A 20007-nucleotide genomic window follows, 5' to 3' on the forward strand; every position below is an offset into this window, starting at 1 on the left:
TCGATAAGAAGAACTTCCATTTATTTTTAAAAGAGTGCGAGTTTAGATTTAACTATGGCTCACCATCTAATCAGCTGAAAACCTTGAGAAAATGGTGTGATATTTAATCCTTATCTACTACAGCCCCTATAGATATAATCTATCTATAATAGTAATAAATAGGTAGGTTTGTATATATTTTATTTAACTGTTTGCAACCCTAATGTATAACTTCTGTCTTCGCGACTTTTATTTTTATATCAAAAGCCTTATTAAACAGATAAGACAGCACCAGTTATAGCAGCACTTGTACTTCCTAGGTGTTTATCTGGGCACTTATATTATGCACCTACATGACGGCATTGATTGTTTATGATACGTGAGACCATACAGCAGTTATTGAGCCAAGCGCGGAGTTTATCAAGTCATCAGCGCCCAAAGAGGCGGTCGCGCCATTTGAGTGCAGGTGAGGTTGCGCTGGCACGCTCGGTATTTGGCGACAGTATTAGGCTGGAGGATGTGCAATTAAAAACAGCGTGGTGGGTGCTTAGACATTACGCTGTCAGCCCCAATGGTCATATTTACTTTCATCCAGCAGACTGGATCACAGACTTTAGCCAGTCCTCCTTAAGTAAGCAAAGCTGGCTAATACATGAGCTAACGCACGTTTGGCAGCTACAGCAGGGTCTCAAGGTAGTACGCGGGGCGTTGGTCGATCGGCGTTATGACTATGTATTTACAGTAGGCAAGCCCTTTTTTAAATATGGTATCGAGCAGCAGGCGCGTATGGTACAAGACTATTTTGTCCGTCGCCAGCGTGGTCAGGACTGCCGTGATTTTGAGCGCTGTATACCGTTTTTGACGACCGCTTCTTGAGTCTGAGGTCACACGTTTAATGCCACAAGTCTACTGTTGTCACAAATCCACTGTCAACGTCGCCAGCTCGACACTCCGTTCACAATTGACGCTTCTTATTGACATCAATAACCACTATGCTAAATAGTGTTATGAGAGGTTTATGACCCAGACGCTAGCACAGTATCACTCAGCAACGGATGGCGGTGATACGCCTACCTTTTATTATTTTGCGTCAACTCATTATTTTGCGTCAACAAAGGATATGTACTCTGATGTATAAATTTTTACCAGATAAAGCCAAGAGTCATGATACCGCTCATGATAGTCATATGAATAAAACACCATCACCTAATAGTAAGTATGTTGCCATGACTGTACTGGCTGCGACGTTGAGTGGTGCATTGCTACTCGGCGGCTGTCGGCAGCAGACCGAGACCGCGCCTGTCGTCGATGATAGCCAAGCGACTGAGCAAGTAGCTAGCGAAGACAGCAAGCCTGTACCACAAAGTGAGTCGGCGGCGGCGCGTATTGAGCAGTTTGAGCCAATTTATGTGACGCAAATGCAAAGGCTGCAGCGCCGGCTACAGGCCGAGTATGAGTCGCTGCAAGCGGCAGACTCGACTCGAAGTGCAGAAGATTTGTTGTTAAATAGTGCGGATACAGCAGGCGATAACACGACAAATAGCGGTGACGCCGCGACGGCTCAAAATAGGGAAAGTGGCGATGAGGCAGCAGCAGACATCAATACCAGCACAGAAGTGGGCGAGCGCGATTTGACCGTCCTCAAACGTATTAGCCTCGAGCCGCGCAAGCCTATCATGCAAACAGAAGATGAGATCATCGACAGCTACCAGCAGGCAACGGCGGCACTTTATCAGCCAGTGATCACGCCGCTGAGCGCTGACGAGGTAGATACCTTGATAAACATAGCGACTTTGGTGCCGCAGCTATTTGAGCATGCTGAGATTGCAGGTAGGCTCAGTGCCAAAAGTCCAGCGCTGGCACGTCTTATCATTCAGCATCAGGTTTGGGAGCAGATAGAGGCGCAGCAAGTCATCGATATGCAGCAAATGAAGCTCAATCAACAACAAGAGTTTGAAGCACTCATGGCCAAGTTTAACGAGACCATCAAGGGTTATGATGAGCAAATTGCCAAGTACGAACAAACGCTTAAAGCATTTGAATAAACAGCCACCGCTCAAGCTATGACGGCGACAGCCAGCATCACAGCGCTTATCTATCGACCTTGACTTCCTCCCCTCCCTAAAGTGAGGGGATTCCTTCTGCAAGACGGTCAAGCCCGACCGCAAGGATGTTCTTGGCAGCATTAATATCTCTATCATGCCATGTGCCACACTTAGCACACCTCCACCCTCTTATTCCAAGACCTGCTCTACCTTTCGGACTACTATCGCTTATTTTAAGGCAGTGCGAACAGGTCTGGGTAGTGTAACTCTCATTCACTATCTCAAGCTGACAACCTGCATACTTACATTTATATTCCAGTTGTCTTTTGAGTTCAAACCATCCTGCATCGTAAGTTGATTTAGCCAGTTTAGTTCTCTTATTTGTGAATGAGCGTGATTTAACATCACCAACCACAATTAAGGCGTTATCCTTAACAAGCGTGGTGGTGAATTTATGAATTGCATCTAGTCTTGAATTTTTGATTTTGGCGTGTATTGCTTTGACACGCTGTTTGTTTTTCGCTCTTTGAGCAACAGCGAGCTTTTTCGCCCACTTTTGCGTTTGTTTGGTTGTCAGCTTGTCACCGTTTGAGGTGGTAGCAGACTCTTTTAAGCCTAAATCTATGCCTACACTACCTTTGCCGCTTATCTGCTTAGGAAAGTCTTTAACGGTGATGCAGGCATACCAACGACTGCGGCTGTCTTGCACTATCTCAAGCGTGTTGATTTGATATAGACTTAGGTTGTAGCTATCGAATACATCTATGATGAGCTTTTGACCTTTAGAGAGCGATAGCTGTATGGTTGATTTAAGTGCTTTCTTTCCCGTTTGTCTGGTGTGCAGATGTTTGATTGCTGACTTTTTAAAAGGAATCCAACCTAAACTTTTTCGCTTGGCATCGGGTCGGTTGGTTCGCCAATTTAGTTTGGCTTTTTTAAATTGCTTACGAGATTTGGCATGAGTTTCGTTTATGGCTTGCAGAGTTTGCGAGTGCAAGCCTAAATACTCACCACTGCCTTTGGTGTATTCATTAAGGTCGTAGGCTGAAAAGAATTTACCAGTCTTTTGTAGGTGTTTGTAACTCAGGTCATTAACATAGTTCCACGCATAGTTAACACTCCCAGCTATTTTGTTTAGCTGGTTTGCATGTTTGTCTTTAATGCGTAGCTTGAGTGTTTTCATGAGGTTAGTTTATACTGATATTCTCTTTTATTCCATATTGGTCTACTTAATAGAAAATGACTTAAGACGTGGTAGACACGTTGTTTTTAATTTGCATGTGCAGTTGCTCTTTGTCGCTAAGTATCGACGGGCAGTTTTCACCAAACAAGTTCTTGATGATCTTGAGGTTATCTTTAGTGATGTGTGCAACAAGTTTGAAGCCGAGCTTGTGGCGTTTGATGGTGAGGATGACTATGTGCATTTGCTGGTAAATTATCCGCCAGTATATCGAACAGCAAAATATGCCACACTAAACAGCTTTCTTTGTGTAAGCATAACTACTTAAGTTGCCTTATATCCACCCACTTCAGGGGGGGATATAAGGCAACGTTGGATAAAAAATCCCGCATATAGCGGGATTTTTTATGGTTCTTTTATACACGTGCCGTATCTAAGCAGATTACTTGCGGTCTTCTACTTTGACAAAGTCACGATGCGTCTCGCCAGTGTATAGCTGACGTGGGCGACCGATTTTGAACGGTGCGCTGTGCATCTCTAACCAATGGCTGATCCAACCTGAGGTACGCGCCAATGAGAAGATAACAGTAAACATAGACGTTGGGATACCGATGGCTTTTAGGATGATGCCAGAGTAGAAGTCAACGTTTGGATATAAGTTACGCTCAACGAAGAACGGATCTTCTAAAGCGATTTTTTCTAGTGCCATGGCCAGCTCAAGCTTAGGATCGTTGATGCCTAGGGCGCCGAGTACTTCATCACAAGTCTCTTTCATGACTTGGGCACGTGGGTCAAAGTTTTTGTAAACACGGTGGCCAAAGCCCATGAGCTTCACTTCACGGCTCTTCACTTTTTCCATAAATGCTGGCACGTTTTCGACAGTACCGATTTCATCTAGCATCTCAAGCACAGCTTCGTTGGCGCCGCCATGTGATGGACCCCAAAGGGCGGCGATACCAGCGGCGATACAGGCATAAGGGTTGGCACCCGTTGAGCCGGCTAGGCGCACAGTAGAAGTCGAGGCGTTTTGCTCGTGGTCTGCGTGCAAGGTGAAGATTTTGTCCATCGCGCGGGTGACCACGTCGTTTGGCTCATAGTCCACATCAGCAGGCGTGGCAAACATCATGTACAAGAAGTTTTCCGCGTAGCTAAAGTCGTTACGTGGATACATGAACGGTTCGCCCTGCGAGTATTTATAACTCATCGCCGCAAGCGTTGGCATTTTTGCGATCAGACGAATGGCGGTGATTTCGCGGTGTGCTTCGTTGCTGACGTCTAGGTTGTCATGATAAAACGCTGACAAGGCACCCACAACGCCCACCATAATCGCCATTGGATGCGCGTCACGGCGGAAGCCTTCAAAGAATTTACGTAATTGGTCATGCACGCCTGTGTGCTTACGGATTTTTTCAAAAAAGTCCGCTTTTTGCTCGGCGTTTGGCAAGTCGCCATGAATCAAGGCATAGGCCACTTCTAGGTATTCAGCATTGTTTGCCAGCTGATCGATAGGGTAGCCGCGGTGCAACAGCTCACCTTTACCACCGTCGATATAGGTAATTTTTGACTCGACAGGAGCGGTTACTTTGAAACCTGGGTCATAAGACCAAAAGCCTGAGTCTTGTAGAGCAGCAATATCGATAACTGGGCGCCCTAAAGTACCTTTGATGATAGGAAGTTCGTATTCTTCACCATTGACGGTTAGTTTGGCATTAGTGTCAGCCATAAATTGCTCTCCATTGATTTAACTTGTTAGAATAAAATTACTATAGACGCATACCCTCGCGCCCAGGATTACTACAGGCGCTTACTCTCGCGCCATGCTCAGTCAAACGGTCAAAATACATTTAACGCATTTAATATGCTGGGTATATTAGCAGCAATTCCTTGCGATTTGAAAAGACTTTTACCATCAATGCCGCCAATAGGCACGGTTTGGTCGTGTTTATTCACTGTAATTTTTGTATCAAAATATGTCTGATTGGTTATTTTGCCGCAAATCTTACTTTTTATTGGCGGCAAAGAGGCGCTGTGATGTCACTTGGATTTTATAAGTATCAGACTCGGAATCCATAATTGGCGAGATGAGTTGTCTGTGCAAGCTGGCAGTATGGATATGGCAGACAAGGTATGTGCGGCAAATGTTTTTAGGATTGCTGGCCGTATCGCTATGTTTGATAAGACAAAACGCTGTTGTATTGTGAACTGATTGTTCCTTTTTTACCACATAATGGATAAATTTGTAATTATCGCCCAGTCATTTTATAATTGCAGCTACTTAACTGGCACGAGTTTTGTGCGAATTGATAAGTGGTCATGATATAGTGTCGTCTAGAGCTTCTCTATTCATACTGGTATTCATATTTGGTTACAGCTGGACAATGTCAATAGACCCAAACCCAACCGACGGTTTGAATGTTCTTGTTAACTGTTCTATTCTTAAACACTTAGCGTCAGGTTTGCACCCCTATAGATAACACAATCGCAAGATAACAAAACACGGTTATCTTGTGATAAGTGCGACCAGTAAAAATAGACTAGTTAATCGATCTTACTCATGTTTATTTTCTTTGTTGTATAATAGACAGGTTGTTTGACCGATCTGTTTGCCAAGCAGTTGTAGACAAAGTATCAATACCTTACCACATGATTCTTTCTTCACCTTTAGCACAAACTAAACGAAGTCAGCTAGCTCTTCCTTACTTTATTCGTCTCGTGTGTTGCTCTACGCTTAATTGACACAATCCCGATCTATGTCATGCGTTGATAGCAGATACAGGAGTATAACCGCAAAAAGGATGCCCGCTGTGAAAAGCAACCGACCTATTGATCTGCCTTTAAGCCAAGTGATTAGCGTTAATCGCTCACCGATTGCGATCGCTTCTATCTTGCATCGTATCTCTGGCATTATTTTATTTTTATTGATTCCTGTCATGCTGTGGTTACTACAGAACTCATTGGCGTCGCCTGAGAGTTTTGAGACCGTGTTTGACAACGTACTTGTGCGCTTTTTAGCATGGATATTTGTGGCTGCGATTGCTTATCACTTTGTGATGGGCATCAAGCACTTATTTGCTGATATGGGCATGAACGAAGAGCTAAAATCTGGCCGCGCCGCATCTAAGGTCAGTTTTGTGATTGCAGCGATTTTAATTGTCGCGTCATTTGTATGGGTGATGTTCTAATGATTAAAAATGATTCAGGAATCAAAAGCGCAACTGGTCTGACAGGTTCAGGCTCACGTGATTGGATTGTCCAGCGTATCAGCGCGGTCGTTTTGGCCGTTTATAGTGTGGTGTTGCTGGGTTTCTTTTTGACCCATGGCGATGTCACTTATCTTGAGTGGTCGTCATTTATGACCAGCTTACCGATGCGTCTGTTTAGCTTGGTCGCTGTGGTGGCACTTGCAGGCCATGCTTGGGTAGGTATGTGGACCGTATTCACTGACTATATCACCTCAGGCAAGATGGGTGAGAGCGCGCCAAGATTGCGTTTGGTATTACAGACTTTGATGATTATCTCTATTTTAGTCTTTTTATTTTGGGGCATCATGATTTTTTGGGGTAATGGCTTTGGTGTCGTTGCTGTTTAATGATGAGGTGAGCACCCAAATTGGGTGGTAACGCCAAAATATCGATAAAAATGGATGGCTGTAAACGTGATTGATAGCTTGGTTATCACTGCCATTCATACATAGCCGAAAATAGTCATAGCATTGGGTTTGGTTACTTATTTATTTTATGTCTAATATTTTATGTTTGAAAAGACAAATGCGCCGATAGGGCGCTTGATAGATAAGCCGCCGAGCATAATACCGCTCAGCCCAGTATAACGATAGATATGCAAATTAAGTGGTTAAAGGCCAGATGTGTCATAGACTTTAGATAGGCTGCACTGAGAAAATAACTATTGGTGTACAGACACAGGACAGATAGCCTTTTTATTTACTTCTAAGCATTAACAGGCATTAGGAAAACCGTAATGGCAACTAGACAAGATAATACCATTAGTAATATTAAGACCCTAAACTACGATGCCGTCATCGTCGGTGGTGGTGGTTCAGGGATGCGTGCTTCACTGCATTTGGCTGAGTCAGGCATGAAGGTTGCAGTTTTGACCAAAGTATTCCCAACCCGTTCGCACACCGTCGCAGCCCAAGGTGGCATCGGTGCAAGTTTGGGTAACATGAGTAACGATAACTGGCATTTTCACTTTTATGACACCGTAAAAGGCTCGGATTGGTTGGGTGACCAAGATGCGATAGAATACATGTGCCGTGAAGCGCCAAAAGTCGTCTATGAGCTTGAGCACATGGGCATGCCGTTTGACCGTAACGAAGATGGCACGATTTATCAGCGCCCATTTGGTGGTCATACCTCAAACTATGGCGAAAAAGCGGTACAACGCGCGTGTGCGGCAGCTGACCGTACAGGTCACGCCCTGCTACATACGCTGTATCAAAAAAACCTAGAGCAAGGCACCGAGTTCTTTATCGAGTGGATCGCGCTTGATTTGATCAAAGACGAAGATGGCAACATCAACGGTGTGGTAGCGATTGAGCAAGAGACTGGTACCATCGCTGTCTTCCAATCACCAATCACCGTACTAGCGACAGGTGGTGCAGGCCGTATTTTCGCCGCGTCTACCAACGCTTATATCAACACAGGTGACGGTATTGGTATGGCCGTGCGTGCTGGTATTCCGCTACAAGATATGGAGTTTTGGCAGTTCCACCCAACGGGCGTGCATGGTGCCGGCGTACTATTGACCGAAGGGTGCCGCGGTGAAGGGGCTATCTTGCGTAACAAAGATGGCGAAGCGTTCATGGAGCGTTATGCGCCAACGGTCAAAGACCTAGCGCCTCGTGACCTTGTATCGCGCTCGATGGACCAAGAAATCAAAGAAGGCCGCGGCTGTGGTCCGAACGCTGACCATATCGTAATGGACATGACGCACTTAGGTGTCGATACCATCATGAAGCGTCTACCATCAGTGTTTGAAATCGGTAAAAACTTTGCCAACGTCGACATCACCAAAGAGCCAATTCCAGTTATCCCGACCATTCACTATATGATGGGCGGTATTCCAACCACTATTCATGGTCAGGTCATCGTACCAGATCTAGAAGCGGGTACCGATGAAAACGGTCTATACGCTAAAGGTAACGTGGTAAAAGGCCTCTATGCCATCGGTGAGTGTGCGTGCGTCAGTGTCCACGGTGCCAACCGTTTAGGTACTAACTCACTTCTTGACTTGGTGGTATTTGGCCGCGCGGCTGGTAAGCACATCGTTGATGAGTTCCACCATGCCGACCACAACTATAAGCCATTAGATCCACGTGTGCTTGACTTCACCATGCGTCGCCTAGACAAGCTGCAGCAGTCTACTGAAGGCTACAATGCGCAAGATGTCGCTGATGAAATCCGCGCTACCATGCAAAAACATGCCAGCGTATTCCGCACCCAAGCCATCATGGACGAAGGTGTCGAAAAAATCTTGGCACTGGGTGAAAAAATCGACAAGATCCACTTGGCCGATAAATCACAAGTCTTTAACACTGCTCGTATCGAAGCCTTTGAAGTGGCAAACTTATACGAAGTTGCGAAAGCCACAATGATTTCAGCGGCGCATCGTCACGAAAGCCGCGGCGCGCATAGTGTCTCTGATTACGATCGTCCAGAAGATGATGATTACGCACCAAATGGCCGTAACGATCACGAGTGGATGAAGCATACCTTGTGGTATTCTGAAGGCAACCGCATCATTTACAAGCCAGTTCGTAAAGTGCCGTTGACAGTCGACTATATCGAGCCAAAAGTTCGCGTCTACTAATGTAGACGCCGCGCCTGATATATACTCGATATATAAACTGCGCAAACGTTTTATCCCTTATTCATTTATTAAAAGGTGACCGCCAGCTACATGCACTTGCCCGCGCTAATGATAAATCAGTCGTTAGCGGGTGAGGTCGCAGTCTTTGTATGCCCGCCATCACCTATGTGTGGAGTTTAGCATTATGAGCCGAGGTACTCGCACCATCGAAATCTATCGCTACGATCCTGATGTGGACGCAGCGCCGCGCATGCAAACCTATACGATTGAGCTGTTAGACTCAGATCGTATGTTGCTTGACGTGTTATTACGCCTAAAGAAAGAAGATGAGACCCTCACTTTCCGCCGCTCTTGCCGCGAAGGCATTTGTGGCTCTGATGGCATGAACATCAATGGCAAAAACGGTCTTGCATGTCTTATCAACATGAATACCTTGCCAGAAAAAGTCACCGTCCGTCCTCTACCAGGTCTGCCTGTGGTTCGTGATTTGGTCGTCGATATGAACCAATTCTATGAGCAATACGAAAAAGTACACCCGTACTTAATCAATGATCAGCCAGCACCGCCGACAGAGCGTCTGCAATCACCTGAGCAGCGCGAACAACTAAACGGTCTGTACGAATGTATCTTATGTGCATGCTGTTCGACCAGCTGCCCATCATTCTGGTGGAACCCTGATAAGTTCTTAGGTCCATCAGCATTGCTACACGCCTATCGTTTTGTGGCTGATAGCCGTGACAGTGATACGCAAGCGCGTCTTGCTCGTTTGGACGATCCGTTTAGTTTGTTCCGTTGCCGCGGTATCATGAACTGTGTGTCAGTTTGTCCAAAAGGCTTGAATCCAACCAAAGCAATTGGTCATCTGCGTAATATGTTGATTGACCAAGCAGGTTAATCGTTTATAATTGCATGGTTTTTTACAGATACTGTAAAAAAAACACCACCTAGCCATTAGGTGGTGTTTTTTATTGACTAGGGCGTATTGGCTTCTCAACGGCGCAACCTACCTTTACAGACAGCAGCGCAAGCGCGATGTGTTTTTAGCGTGCATCGATGACAGCATGAGGGTAAAGCTATATTGACAGTACGTTGGTCATGTGTAAGAAGGCCTGTGATAAAGGCACGCGCCCTATATAATTAGATACGCAATACTATTAGCCTACACTTGATATAGAAATCATAGGGGTAAGCGTACATCAGCTTAAAGTTCTGATGAGATATCTTGCTTTATTTAGGTAATTTTAGTGCTTGATTGAGCCGAATGCTTAGGAAGATTTTGCTACTTTAGGTATAATAGCAAGCCAGAATCAGCCAATAATGATATCATTATATTGATAATAGATATTCATTATATAAATACCTAGTATTGAACAAACAAACTATGTCGTAAAAAATAGACATGCTACCCTATACAGCAATGTATATTTGGCTAAGAGTGTCACTTATCTCATTGATAGGATAACAGTTCAGCTAAAATAGCCGTGTGAAAGGCTAGCTGAAAGCAGGAAGACTGGCGATTCATTGGTTACTATTGCAACATCTATACACACCTTACCAGCCATATGTGTCAGATGAATAGTTGTTATGATCTTGCCACGACCAGCATGGATAACCAGTGGTTAATAAATGTTAGTTAATAGATTTGTTATGGCTTTTTGCATTATATATAAATTAATGTTGTGAAACGAGTTGGTTCAGAAAACTGAGCGTTCACAAATAGTTATATTTTTACCAACGGTATTGTAATAACTGCGATCAGCACTACTTAGCTATTGTCGACACCGTATGTTAGCGGCAATGCAAAAATAGACGAGAGACGGTCAGCGCTCAATTTGCTTGACTCTTGCTTGACGTGAGTTACGTCAGAGGTTATCCAGACTTTTGACAATCAATAAGCGCTCAGTCAATAGACGCTCAGCCGTTGATGTGACACAAGGTTTACATAGCAGATATACGACAGATTACACAATAATAAGCACGATTCCATTCATTTATCTATCAAACAAATAGACGATTATTATGAATAGTATAACCAAAGACGCAGCAGAGCTAGGACATACTGAACTGGCCGCTGACAATGCCAATTATATCGAAGCGCTCTACGAGCAATACCTAACAGATCCTGATAGTGTGGATGCGGACTGGCAAACGTATTTTGAACAGTACAAGTCGCCAAATGACGCCAAACACAATGCTATTAAGGATCAGTTTTTATTGCTGGCCCGCAATCAAACCGCCAATAAAGTCAACACCGACACCAGTAGCGCGTCTGCTGGCAGTGCCGACTGTGCGGATCCTAAACAAATGGGTGTGCAGCAGCTGATCTCAGCTTACCGCCGCCGTGGTCATCGCCGCGCCAAGCTAGATCCATTAAATCTGCATCCGCGTGCCGAAGTAGAAGATCTGACGCTTGCGTATCACAACCTATCAGAGGCCGATCTCGATACGGTATTCCCGACCAATGATTTAAACATCGGTAAAGACGAAGCGACACTCCGTGAGATCATTGAAATCATGGAGCGTGTGTACTGCCGTTACATCGGTGTTGAATACATGCACGTGACCACCAGCACCGAAAAACGCTGGATGGAAAAATACTTCGAGACCAACCTAGGCTATATCGAATTTGATAAAGAAAAACGTCTATCTATCTTAGAGCGTCTGACAGCGGCTGAAGGCCTAGAAAAATATCTGGCTCGTAAATATACCGGCGTCAAACGTTTCGGTCTAGAAGGCGGCGAGAGCTTTATCCCAGCCATCAATGAAATCATCCAACGTGCTGGCGGCTATGGCACCAAAGAGATGGTCATTGGTATGGCGCACCGTGGCCGTCTAAACCTACTGGTCAATATCTTAGGTAAAAATCCTGCCGATTTGTTTGATGAATTCGATGGTAAGGTACAGCCAGAAAAAGGCTCAGGCGACGTTAAGTATCATAACGGTTTTTCTTCTAACGTCATGACACCAGGCGGTGAGGCGCATTTGGCTCTAGCCTTTAACCCATCGCACCTTGAAATCGTAGCGCCCGTCTTACAAGGCTCGGTACGTGCACGTCAAGTGCGCCGTAACGATCAGCCGTTGATGGACAACAAAGGCGGTAACTCAGTGCTGCCAATCGTCGTCCATGGTGATGCTGCTTTTGCCGGTCAGGGTGTGGTTCAAGAAACCTTCCAGATGTCACAGACGCGTGGTTATACCACGGGTGGTACGGTTCATATCGTGATCAACAACCAAGTCGGCTTTACGACCAGCCGTCAAGAAGACGCACGCTCAACCGAGTACTGTACTGATGTGGCCAAGATGGTGCATGCACCTATCTTACACGTCAATGGCGATGACCCTGAGTCTGTGGTGTTTGCTGCGCAATTGGCACTAGACTACCGTCATGAGTTTGGCAAAGACATCATCATTGATTTGTTCTGCTATCGCCGTAACGGTCACAACGAAGCCGACGAGCCATCAGCGACGCAGCCTTTGATGTATGCAGTTATCAAAAAATTGCCTACGACGCGTACTATCTACGCACAAAAACTCATCGCCGATGGCGTCCTTAGCGCAGAAGAAGAAAAGCAGTACGAAGATGACTACCGTGAGTCGTTAGACCGTGGTGATTATGTCGCCAACTCATTGGTCAGCAAGCCAAACGAAGCGTTATTTGTCGATTGGAAGCCCTACCTAGGTCATGATTTGGTCGATGAATGGGATACCAGCGTCGATATCGAAAAATTAAAAGAGTATGGCCGCCGTATGGCGCAAATGCCAGAAGGCTACAAGCTACAGCGCCAAGTACAAAAAGTAGTCGATCAGCGTCTAGCCATGCAAACAGGCGAAGAGCCACTGAACTGGGGCGCCGCTGAAACTTTGGCCTATGCGTCATTGGTCGATCATGACAATGCCTTGGTTCGTATCACTGGTGAAGATGTCGGCCGTGGTACTTTCTCGCATCGTCATAGTGAGATCTACAACATCAATGATGGCAGCATGTATGTGCCTTTATCACATATCAGCGAAGACCAAGCACGTTTTGCCACTTATAACTCGTTGTTGTCAGAAGAAGCGGTACTGGCCTTTGAATACGGCTATGCAACTACCGTACCCAACGCGCTCATCGTTTGGGAAGCGCAGTTTGGTGACTTCGTCAACGGCGCGCAAGTGGTGATTGATCAGTTTATCTCAAGCGGCGAGACCAAATGGCAGCGCGTTTGTGGTCTGACCATGCTGTTGCCACATGGCTATGAAGGTCAAGGCCCTGAGCATTCATCAGCACGTCTTGAGCGTTTCTTGCAGCTATGTGCCGAAGACAACATGCAAGTGATTACCCCAACGACGCCTGCACAGATTTATCATGCCTTACGTCGTCAAGCGGTACGCCCAATTCGTAAGCCGCTTATCGTTATGTCACCGAAGAGCCTACTGCGTCATAAGCTGGCAACCTCTCACTTAGAAGAGCTTGCCAACGGTAAGTTTGAGACGGTACTGCCAGAGATGGATGAGCACAATGCAGACAACATCACTCGTATGGTGCTCTGTGGTGGTAAGGTCTACTATGATCTACTTGAGCAGCGCCGCGCGCTTGGCCTTGATCATGTGGCCATCGTCCGTATTGAGCAGCTTTATCCATTGCCAGAAAAACGCTTGATTGCTGAGATCGAAAAATACAGCAACCTAAAAGAAATCGTTTGGACGCAAGAAGAGCCATTGAACCAAGGTGCTTGGTACTATCTGGCGCCGCATATGTTCCGTATCGTCGTACCACATCCAACCAAGGCAAAAGTCATGGAGCCAGTGGCACGTCCACCGAGCGCCGCTCCTGCGACAGGGTCGCCAAAACTGCATGCTCAGCAGCAGCAAGCACTGATCGCAGGCGGTCTTGGTATCAGTGTCGATGAGCTGGCAAAGTAAGATAAGTGACAGACGTTACAAGTTATAGATTATAGAAGACACATGAAACAGGCGATGACAGTCGGTACTGGAAATATCTATCAGTGACATTGTTGCACACAGTATTGACTGCCTATCACGACTTAATAACGCATATAAATATCCACATCTAAGGAGTATATCGATGGCTGATATCAAAGCCCCCGTTTTTCCAGAATCGGTTGCCGATGGCACGATCGTCGAATGGCATGTCAGTGAAGGTCAACAAGTAAACCGTGATGACCTGTTGGCTGAAATCGAAACTGACAAAGTTGTTTTAGAAGTTGTGGCACCTGATGATGGTGTTGTGACCAAAATCGTCAAGCAAGTAGATGACACAGTACTATCTGACGAGCTAATCGCTGAATTTGAAGCGGGTGCAAGCGGCAGCACCGACGCAAACGATGAGCCAGCAGTCAACCCGGACCAGCCAGCGGCACCAGTACAAGCTAAGCAAGGTACAGATGGCGGTGAGCCAGTACAAGCCACTGACAAAAAAGACGAAGCCGACCATAAAGATCAAAGCCCAGCCGTGCGTAAAGCGGCCAAAGAGTCTGGCGTAGATCCGAAAAACGTCGAAGGCAGTGGCCGCGGTGGCCGTGTGACCAAGAGTGATATGGCAAACCCAACGCTAAAAGCCGACAGCTCTATCAAGTCAGATAGTGGTCGTCCTGTGGCAGAGTCAACTGGCGAGCGTACCGAAAAACGCGTTCCAATGACGCGCCTACGTAAGCGTGTCGCTGAGCGTCTACTGTCAGCTACTCAAGAAACCGCTATGTTGACGACCTTTAACGAAGTCAATATGAAGCCGTTGATGGACATGCGTACCAAGTACAAAGAGAAGTTCGAAAAACGTCATGGCGTACGTCTAGGTTTTATGTCGCTATTTGTCAAAGCGGCGACCGAAGCACTCAAACGCTTCCCAGCGGTAAACGCTTCACTAGACGGTGATGATATCGTTTATCATGGTTTTTATGACATCGGTGTGGCGGTATCATCAGATCGCGGTCTCGTCGTTCCAGTACTGCGTGATACTGACCGTATGAGCATGGCAGACATTGAAGCCAAAATCCGTGAATACGGTAGCAAGGCGCAAGAAGGCAAGCTTGGTCTAGACGAGATGACGGGTGGTACATTCACTATCTCAAACGGCGGCGTATTTGGCTCACTCATGTCAACGCCTATCTTGAACCCACCACAAACTGCTATCTTGGGTATGCATGCCATCAACGAGCGCCCAATGGCGGTCGACGGTAAAGTTGAGATCTTGCCGATGATGTACCTAGCGCTGTCTTATGACCACCGTATGATCGATGGTAAAGAAGCGGTACAATTCTTAGTGACACTAAAAGAATTGGTCGAAGATCCTACTATGCTTCTTTTAGACCTGTAAGCTTCTAAGCTTGTATTGGCAATCGCTGATACAAGTTTTTTAACTTTGGTATCGGCCATTGTCATTCGAGCAAAATCACGCTTAGCAATAATCAAGCCGTTTAGTTATGACATTTAATTGTGACGTTTAATGAAGACGCAGTCCTATAGGGCGGCGTCTGACGGCGGGTCGTTAGTACGTCTTATCGAGCTGTCTGTATTTGGGGCAGCCTATTGGCTACTAAATACTTCATCAAAACCAGACAGATGATTGATCCTGTGGTTAAAGATGAGTTCGGTCGTTATTGCACAAAAGTGACACCATCGTGCCGATATACCTCACACAACATGAGCAAAATCTAAAATAATCTAAAAAAATAGGAACGTACTATGAAAGACAATTATGATTTGGTCGTCATCGGCGGCGGTCCTGGCGGTTATGAAGCAGCCATTCGCGCAGGTCAGCTTGGTATGAGCGTGGCCTGTATCGAAAAACGCGTTTATAAAGGCGAGCCTGCGCTTGGCGGTACTTGTCTAAACGTCGGTTGTATCCCATCAAAAGCCTTGCTGGATAGCTCGCATCGTTATGAAGCGACCAAGCATGACTTAGCTGAGCATGGCATCAGCACAGGTGATGTCTCTATCGATATCGAGCAGATGATCGCTCGCAAAGAAGGCATCGTCAAGCAGTTGACCGGCGGCGTGGCAGCATTGCTCAAGGGCAATGGCGTTGACTGGCTACAAGGCTGGGGCACACTAGAAGATGGTAAAGGTAGCGAGAAAAAAGTTAAATTTACCGCGCTAGAAGACGACAGCGAAACGACCATCACCGCAAAAAATGTCATTCTTGCGGCAGGCTCTGTGCCTATCGAGATTCCAGTGGCCAAAACTGACGGCGACCGTATCGTTGATTCAACTGGCGCACTGGACTTTACTGAAGTACCTAAACGCCTTGGCGTGATCGGTGCGGGCGTGATCGGTCTGGAGCTAGGCTCTGTATGGCGCCGCTTGGGTAGTGAGGTTGTGGTATATGAAGCACTACCAAGCTTCTTGGCTGCTGCTGACAAAGACATCGCCAAAGAAGCCGGCAAACTGCTGAAAAAGCAAGGCCTTGATATCCGTGTCGATACCAAAGTTACCAACGCTGAAGTCAAAGGCGATCAAGTCGTTGTGACCAGCGAAGCCAAAGGCGAAGCCTCAGATGAGAGCTTTGATAAGCTGATCGTCTGTGTCGGTCGCCGTGCCTACTCTGAAAAACTACTGGGCGAAGACAGCGGTATCACCTTGACCGAGCGCGGTCTAATCGATGTCGACGATCAGTGCAAAACCAATCTAGACGGCGTCTATGCCATCGGTGATCTGGTACGTGGTCCTATGCTTGCGCACAAAGCGATGGAAGAGGGCATGATGGCCGTCGAGCGTATCCATGGCGAAAAAGCTCAGGTCAACTACGACACTATTATCAACGTCATCTATACCCATCCAGAAATTGCATGGGTTGGCATGACTGAGCAAGAAGCCGAAGAAGCAGGTTATGAAGTCAAAACTGGCTCATTTAACCTAGCTGCCAACGGTCGTGCGCTCGCGCAAAGCGAAGGCCAAGGCTCTATCAAAGTCGTCGCCGATGCCAAAACAGATCGTTTGTTAGGTATGCATGCCATCTCTGCAGGCGCAGGTGACATCGTCCATCAAGGCATGATCGCGATGGAGTTTGTCTCTAGTATCGAAGACCTGCAGCTGATGACGTTTGCTCACCCAACGATCTCAGAAGCAGTACACGAAGCGGCGCTATCTGCAGATGGCCGCGCCATTCACGCTATCCAGCGTAAAAAGCGTAAAAAATAAGTCGTTCGCTACCGTTGCAAAACGAGCAAACAAATAAGCAAGTATCGATTTATGACTTGACTATTTAGGCGTCAATGATAGTACTGCTATCGGCGCTGCTGCTATGGTCATAAGTGCGCCAGGCTCTGGTCTACGCGCACTTATTTTCACTTTTTATTAATTGTAAAAAACAAGGGATACAATCAATGAATTTACATGAGTATCAAGCAAAAGAGCTATTAAAAAGCTACGGATTGCCTATTCAAGAAGGCATCATCGCCCACAATGGCGATGAAGCTGCTGCTGCTTTTGACAAAACCCCAACCGATATCGCCGTCATCAAAGCACAGGTACACGCTGGTGGCCGTGGTAAAGCGGGCGGTGTAAAGCTGGTTAAGACTCGTGAAGAAGCCAAGCAAGTGGCAGAAGAGCTCATCGGTACCAACTTGGTCACCTTCCAGACTGATGCTGATGGCCAACCCGTCAACTTCGTCTTGGTTGCAGAAGATATGTATCCAGTACAGACTGAGCTATATCTTGGTGCTGTGGTCGACCGTGCTACCCGCCGTGTGACCTTTATGGCATCTACCGAAGGCGGCGTGGATATCGAAGAAGTCGCTCACAACACACCAGAAAAAATCTTCAAAGTACATGTGGATCCATTAGTCGGTCTCATGCCTTTCCAAGCGCGTGATGTGGCGTTTAAACTTGGCCTAGAAGGCAAGCAAATCAACCAGTTCGTAAAATTGATGACTGGCGCATACAAAGCCTTTGTCGAAAACGACTTTGCCCTAATGGAGATCAACCCATTAGCCGTACGCGAAAACGGCGAAATCGTCTGTGTCGATGGCAAAATCGGTATCGACTCAAACGCCCTATATCGTCTACCAAAGATCGCTGCGCTACAAGACAAAACGCAAGAAAACGAGCGTGAGCTAAAAGCTGCTGAGTTTGACCTAAACTACGTCGCTCTAGAAGGCAACATCGGATGTATGGTCAACGGTGCGGGTCTTGCCATGGCGACCATGGACATTATCAAACTATACGGCGGCAAGCCTGCTAACTTCCTAGATGTGGGCGGCGGTGCAACCAAAGATCGCGTTGTAGAAGCGTTCAAAATTATCCTAGAAGACAGCAGCGTAGAAGGCGTTCTTATCAACATCTTCGGCGGTATCGTACGCTGTGACATGATCGCAGAAGCCATTATCGCTGCGGTCAAAGAAGTCGACGTACAAGTTCCTGTGGTCGTGCGTTTAGAAGGTAACAACGCTGAAAAAGGCGCACAAATCCTAGAAGAGTCTGGTCTAAAACTGATCTCAGCTCAGGGCCTCGCAGACGCTGCACAAAAAATTGTCGAAGCTGTACAAGCTTAATACCGATTGCGCCAGCGCCTTAGAGTAGGGCGATAAAACCTAACTCTAAGCATATAAGCGCTATCGCATAGTCGTCAAAGCGTGATGGCACTTGCTAGGCTCAGATCGTCATTGTCAGATCATCATTGATAGTGGTCATCAGTTGTCAAGTCGCTGTCACAAGACAACCGAATACAAGGAAAAAATAATGAGTGTATTAATCGATAAAGATACCAAAGTATTGGTACAAGGTTTTACGGGTAAAAATGGCACGTTCCATTCAGAGCAAGCCATCGAATATGGCACCAAAGTCGTCGGCGGTGTCACGCCAGGTAAAGGCGGTCAAACGCACCTAGGCTTGCCAGTATTTAATACAATGGCGGAAGCCATGGAAGCGACTCAAGCTGACGCGTCTGTGATCTATGTACCAGCACCATTTGTACTAGACTCAATCGTCGAAGCGATCGATGCGGGCGTGAAGCTGATCGTCGTGATCACTGAAGGCGTACCGACTCTCGATATGCTAAAAGCCAAGCGCTATCTAGAAGAAGCGGGCGATGTGCGTTTGGTTGGTCCTAACTGCCCAGGTGTCATCACGCCAGGCGAATGTAAAATTGGTATCATGCCAGGCCACATCCATCAGCCAGGTAAAGTGGGCATCATCTCACGCTCTGGTACCTTGACTTATGAAGCCGTCGCGCAGACCACAAAGCTAGGCTTTGGTCAGTCAACCTGTATCGGTATCGGTGGTGACCCTATCCCTGGTATGAACCAAATCGACGCGCTAAAACTGTTTGAAGAAGATCCACAAACCGAGGCTATCATCTTGATCGGTGAAATCGGTGGTACTGCGGAAGAAGAAGCCGCTGCTTATATCAAAGACCATGTGACGAAGCCTGTGGTCGGCTACATCGCTGGTGTCACTGCTCCAGAAGGCAAGCGTATGGGCCATGCTGGTGCGATCATCTCTGGTGGTCAAGGTACTGCAGAAGAGAAATTTAGAGCCTTTGAAGATGCCGGTATCGCGTATACACGTGACCCATCTAAGCTCGGTGACAAACTAAAAGAAGTTACTGGCTGGTAAGGTAGTCGTCAGCATAAGTCTACAAAAAGCCACGAAAGCTGTGTTGAATTATCAAAAAGGCATCTCTACAATGGGGTGTCTTTTTTTGTCTAATAACCTCCTATAGTCGATTCTAAAGAAAATAGGTACATTATATGTCAACGTGGAACTGGTATAAATTTTCCTTGCGTGCTGTGCCTGCGTCGACAGAGGCTGCGTAAAGTTTATCCCAGTCCCACTGTATCGTTTTTATACTGAACTCACTATAGTTAAATAATAATAGTATTTGACTATCATAATGCATAAGTTTGGATTTTTAATTAGGGGCTGTATAGAATTGAGAAAACATTGAAAAAAATAAGCAACGCCTTACTCTAATGTTTACCACAACAAAGAAACAAGGCGTCACTTATGGCTCGCACCAAGCTTAACGATGAACATTGG

Annotated in this window: 13 protein-coding genes and 2 pseudogenes; 13 read left to right on the forward strand and 2 right to left on the reverse strand. The window is 46.3% G+C overall.

Annotated features, from left to right (window positions below; genetic code table 11):
* The 3 genes and pseudogenes from JMX98_RS11985 to JMX98_RS11995 form a co-directional block, all read left to right on the forward strand.
* A pseudogene (locus JMX98_RS11985) lies at positions 1-107 on the forward strand (IS1595 family transposase); the annotation flags it as partial.
* A gap of 244 nt (positions 108-351) precedes the next feature.
* On the forward strand, positions 352-855 hold the full coding sequence (locus JMX98_RS11990) for a type IV secretion protein Rhs (protein WP_201586881.1): 504 nt from the start codon (positions 352-354) through the stop codon (positions 853-855).
* A gap of 254 nt (positions 856-1109) precedes the next feature.
* Positions 1110-2024, forward strand: coding sequence for a hypothetical protein (locus JMX98_RS11995; protein ID WP_201586883.1), 915 nt, complete (start codon positions 1110-1112; stop codon positions 2022-2024).
* A 76-nt stretch (positions 2025-2100) separates the two neighbouring features.
* On the opposite strand, the gene JMX98_RS12000 is transcribed toward JMX98_RS11995, so the two are convergent.
* The gene (locus JMX98_RS12000) at positions 2101-3207 is read right to left on the reverse strand and encodes an RNA-guided endonuclease InsQ/TnpB family protein (RefSeq protein WP_201586884.1); all 1107 of its coding nucleotides are present in this window, start codon (positions 3205-3207) and stop codon (positions 2101-2103) included.
* Here JMX98_RS12000 and tnpA point away from each other — a divergent pair.
* A pseudogene (tnpA, locus tag JMX98_RS12005) lies at positions 3206-3520 on the forward strand (IS200/IS605 family transposase); the annotation flags it as partial. The gene JMX98_RS12000 and the pseudogene tnpA overlap by 2 nt on opposite strands.
* A gap of 126 nt (positions 3521-3646) precedes the next feature.
* Here tnpA and gltA read toward each other — a convergent pair.
* Positions 3647-4927, reverse strand: a complete 1281-nt coding sequence (gene gltA, locus JMX98_RS12010) for a citrate synthase (protein WP_075101400.1) — start codon at positions 4925-4927, stop codon at positions 3647-3649.
* A 1072-nt stretch (positions 4928-5999) separates the two neighbouring features.
* Between gltA and sdhC the strand changes: the two genes are divergently transcribed.
* The 9 genes from sdhC to sucD all read left to right on the forward strand — a co-directional run bounded on the left by sdhC (position 6000) and on the right by sucD (position 19584).
* Positions 6000-6386, forward strand: a complete 387-nt coding sequence (sdhC, locus tag JMX98_RS12015) for a succinate dehydrogenase, cytochrome b556 subunit (protein ID WP_075101402.1) — start codon at positions 6000-6002, stop codon at positions 6384-6386.
* Positions 6387-6388: 2 nt separating this feature from the next.
* Positions 6389-6793 carry a succinate dehydrogenase, hydrophobic membrane anchor protein gene (sdhD, locus tag JMX98_RS12020; RefSeq protein ID WP_075101435.1) on the forward strand — a complete coding sequence of 135 codons (405 nt, stop codon included), beginning with the start codon at positions 6389-6391 and terminating at the stop codon, positions 6791-6793.
* Positions 6794-7182: 389 nt separating this feature from the next.
* Positions 7183-9033 carry a succinate dehydrogenase flavoprotein subunit gene (gene sdhA / locus JMX98_RS12025; RefSeq protein ID WP_075101403.1) on the forward strand — a complete coding sequence of 617 codons (1851 nt, stop codon included), beginning with the start codon at positions 7183-7185 and terminating at the stop codon, positions 9031-9033.
* 184 nt (positions 9034-9217) lie between these two features.
* A complete protein-coding gene (locus tag JMX98_RS12030) occupies positions 9218-9928 on the forward strand; it encodes a succinate dehydrogenase iron-sulfur subunit (RefSeq protein WP_105244551.1) in 711 nt (236 codons plus the stop codon).
* A 1124-nt stretch (positions 9929-11052) separates the two neighbouring features.
* Positions 11053-13935 carry a 2-oxoglutarate dehydrogenase E1 component gene (locus tag JMX98_RS12035; RefSeq protein WP_201586889.1) on the forward strand — a complete coding sequence of 961 codons (2883 nt, stop codon included), beginning with the start codon at positions 11053-11055 and terminating at the stop codon, positions 13933-13935.
* A 163-nt stretch (positions 13936-14098) separates the two neighbouring features.
* Positions 14099-15346, forward strand: coding sequence for a 2-oxoglutarate dehydrogenase complex dihydrolipoyllysine-residue succinyltransferase (gene odhB, locus JMX98_RS12040; RefSeq protein WP_201586891.1), 1248 nt, complete (start codon positions 14099-14101; stop codon positions 15344-15346).
* Between the two features lie 368 nt (positions 15347-15714).
* Positions 15715-17169, forward strand: coding sequence for a dihydrolipoyl dehydrogenase (gene lpdA, locus JMX98_RS12045; protein ID WP_201586893.1), 1455 nt, complete (start codon positions 15715-15717; stop codon positions 17167-17169).
* Positions 17170-17354: 185 nt separating this feature from the next.
* The gene (gene sucC / locus JMX98_RS12050; protein ID WP_201586901.1) at positions 17355-18521 is read left to right on the forward strand and encodes an ADP-forming succinate--CoA ligase subunit beta; all 1167 of its coding nucleotides are present in this window, start codon (positions 17355-17357) and stop codon (positions 18519-18521) included.
* 187 nt (positions 18522-18708) lie between these two features.
* Positions 18709-19584, forward strand: a complete 876-nt coding sequence (gene sucD / locus JMX98_RS12055) for a succinate--CoA ligase subunit alpha (RefSeq protein ID WP_075101409.1) — start codon at positions 18709-18711, stop codon at positions 19582-19584.
* Positions 19585-20007: the final 423 nt, after the last annotated feature.

Origin of the sequence: Psychrobacter sp. HII-4 (assembly GCF_904846595.1) — a bacterium.
Classification (GTDB): Bacteria; Pseudomonadota; Gammaproteobacteria; order Pseudomonadales; family Moraxellaceae; genus Psychrobacter; species Psychrobacter celer.

Coding starts and splice junctions, on each gene's coding strand:
- JMX98_RS11990 (WP_201586881.1), top strand. CDS start 352: ATGATACGTGAGACCATACAGCAGTTATTGAGCCAAGCGCGGAGTTTA.
- JMX98_RS12030 (WP_105244551.1), top strand. CDS start 9,218: ATGAGCCGAGGTACTCGCACCATCGAAATCTATCGCTACGATCCTGAT.
- sucD (WP_075101409.1), top strand. CDS start 18,709: ATGAGTGTATTAATCGATAAAGATACCAAAGTATTGGTACAAGGTTTT.
- JMX98_RS12000 (WP_201586884.1), bottom strand. CDS start 3,207: ATGAAAACACTCAAGCTACGCATTAAAGACAAACATGCAAACCAGCTA.
- lpdA (WP_201586893.1), top strand. CDS start 15,715: ATGAAAGACAATTATGATTTGGTCGTCATCGGCGGCGGTCCTGGCGGT.
- sucC (WP_201586901.1), top strand. CDS start 17,355: ATGAATTTACATGAGTATCAAGCAAAAGAGCTATTAAAAAGCTACGGA.
- odhB (WP_201586891.1), top strand. CDS start 14,099: ATGGCTGATATCAAAGCCCCCGTTTTTCCAGAATCGGTTGCCGATGGC.
- JMX98_RS11995 (WP_201586883.1), top strand. CDS start 1,110: ATGTATAAATTTTTACCAGATAAAGCCAAGAGTCATGATACCGCTCAT.
- JMX98_RS12035 (WP_201586889.1), top strand. CDS start 11,053: ATGAATAGTATAACCAAAGACGCAGCAGAGCTAGGACATACTGAACTG.
- sdhA (WP_075101403.1), top strand. CDS start 7,183: ATGGCAACTAGACAAGATAATACCATTAGTAATATTAAGACCCTAAAC.
- sdhC (WP_075101402.1), top strand. CDS start 6,000: ATGCCCGCTGTGAAAAGCAACCGACCTATTGATCTGCCTTTAAGCCAA.
- gltA (WP_075101400.1), bottom strand. CDS start 4,927: ATGGCTGACACTAATGCCAAACTAACCGTCAATGGTGAAGAATACGAA.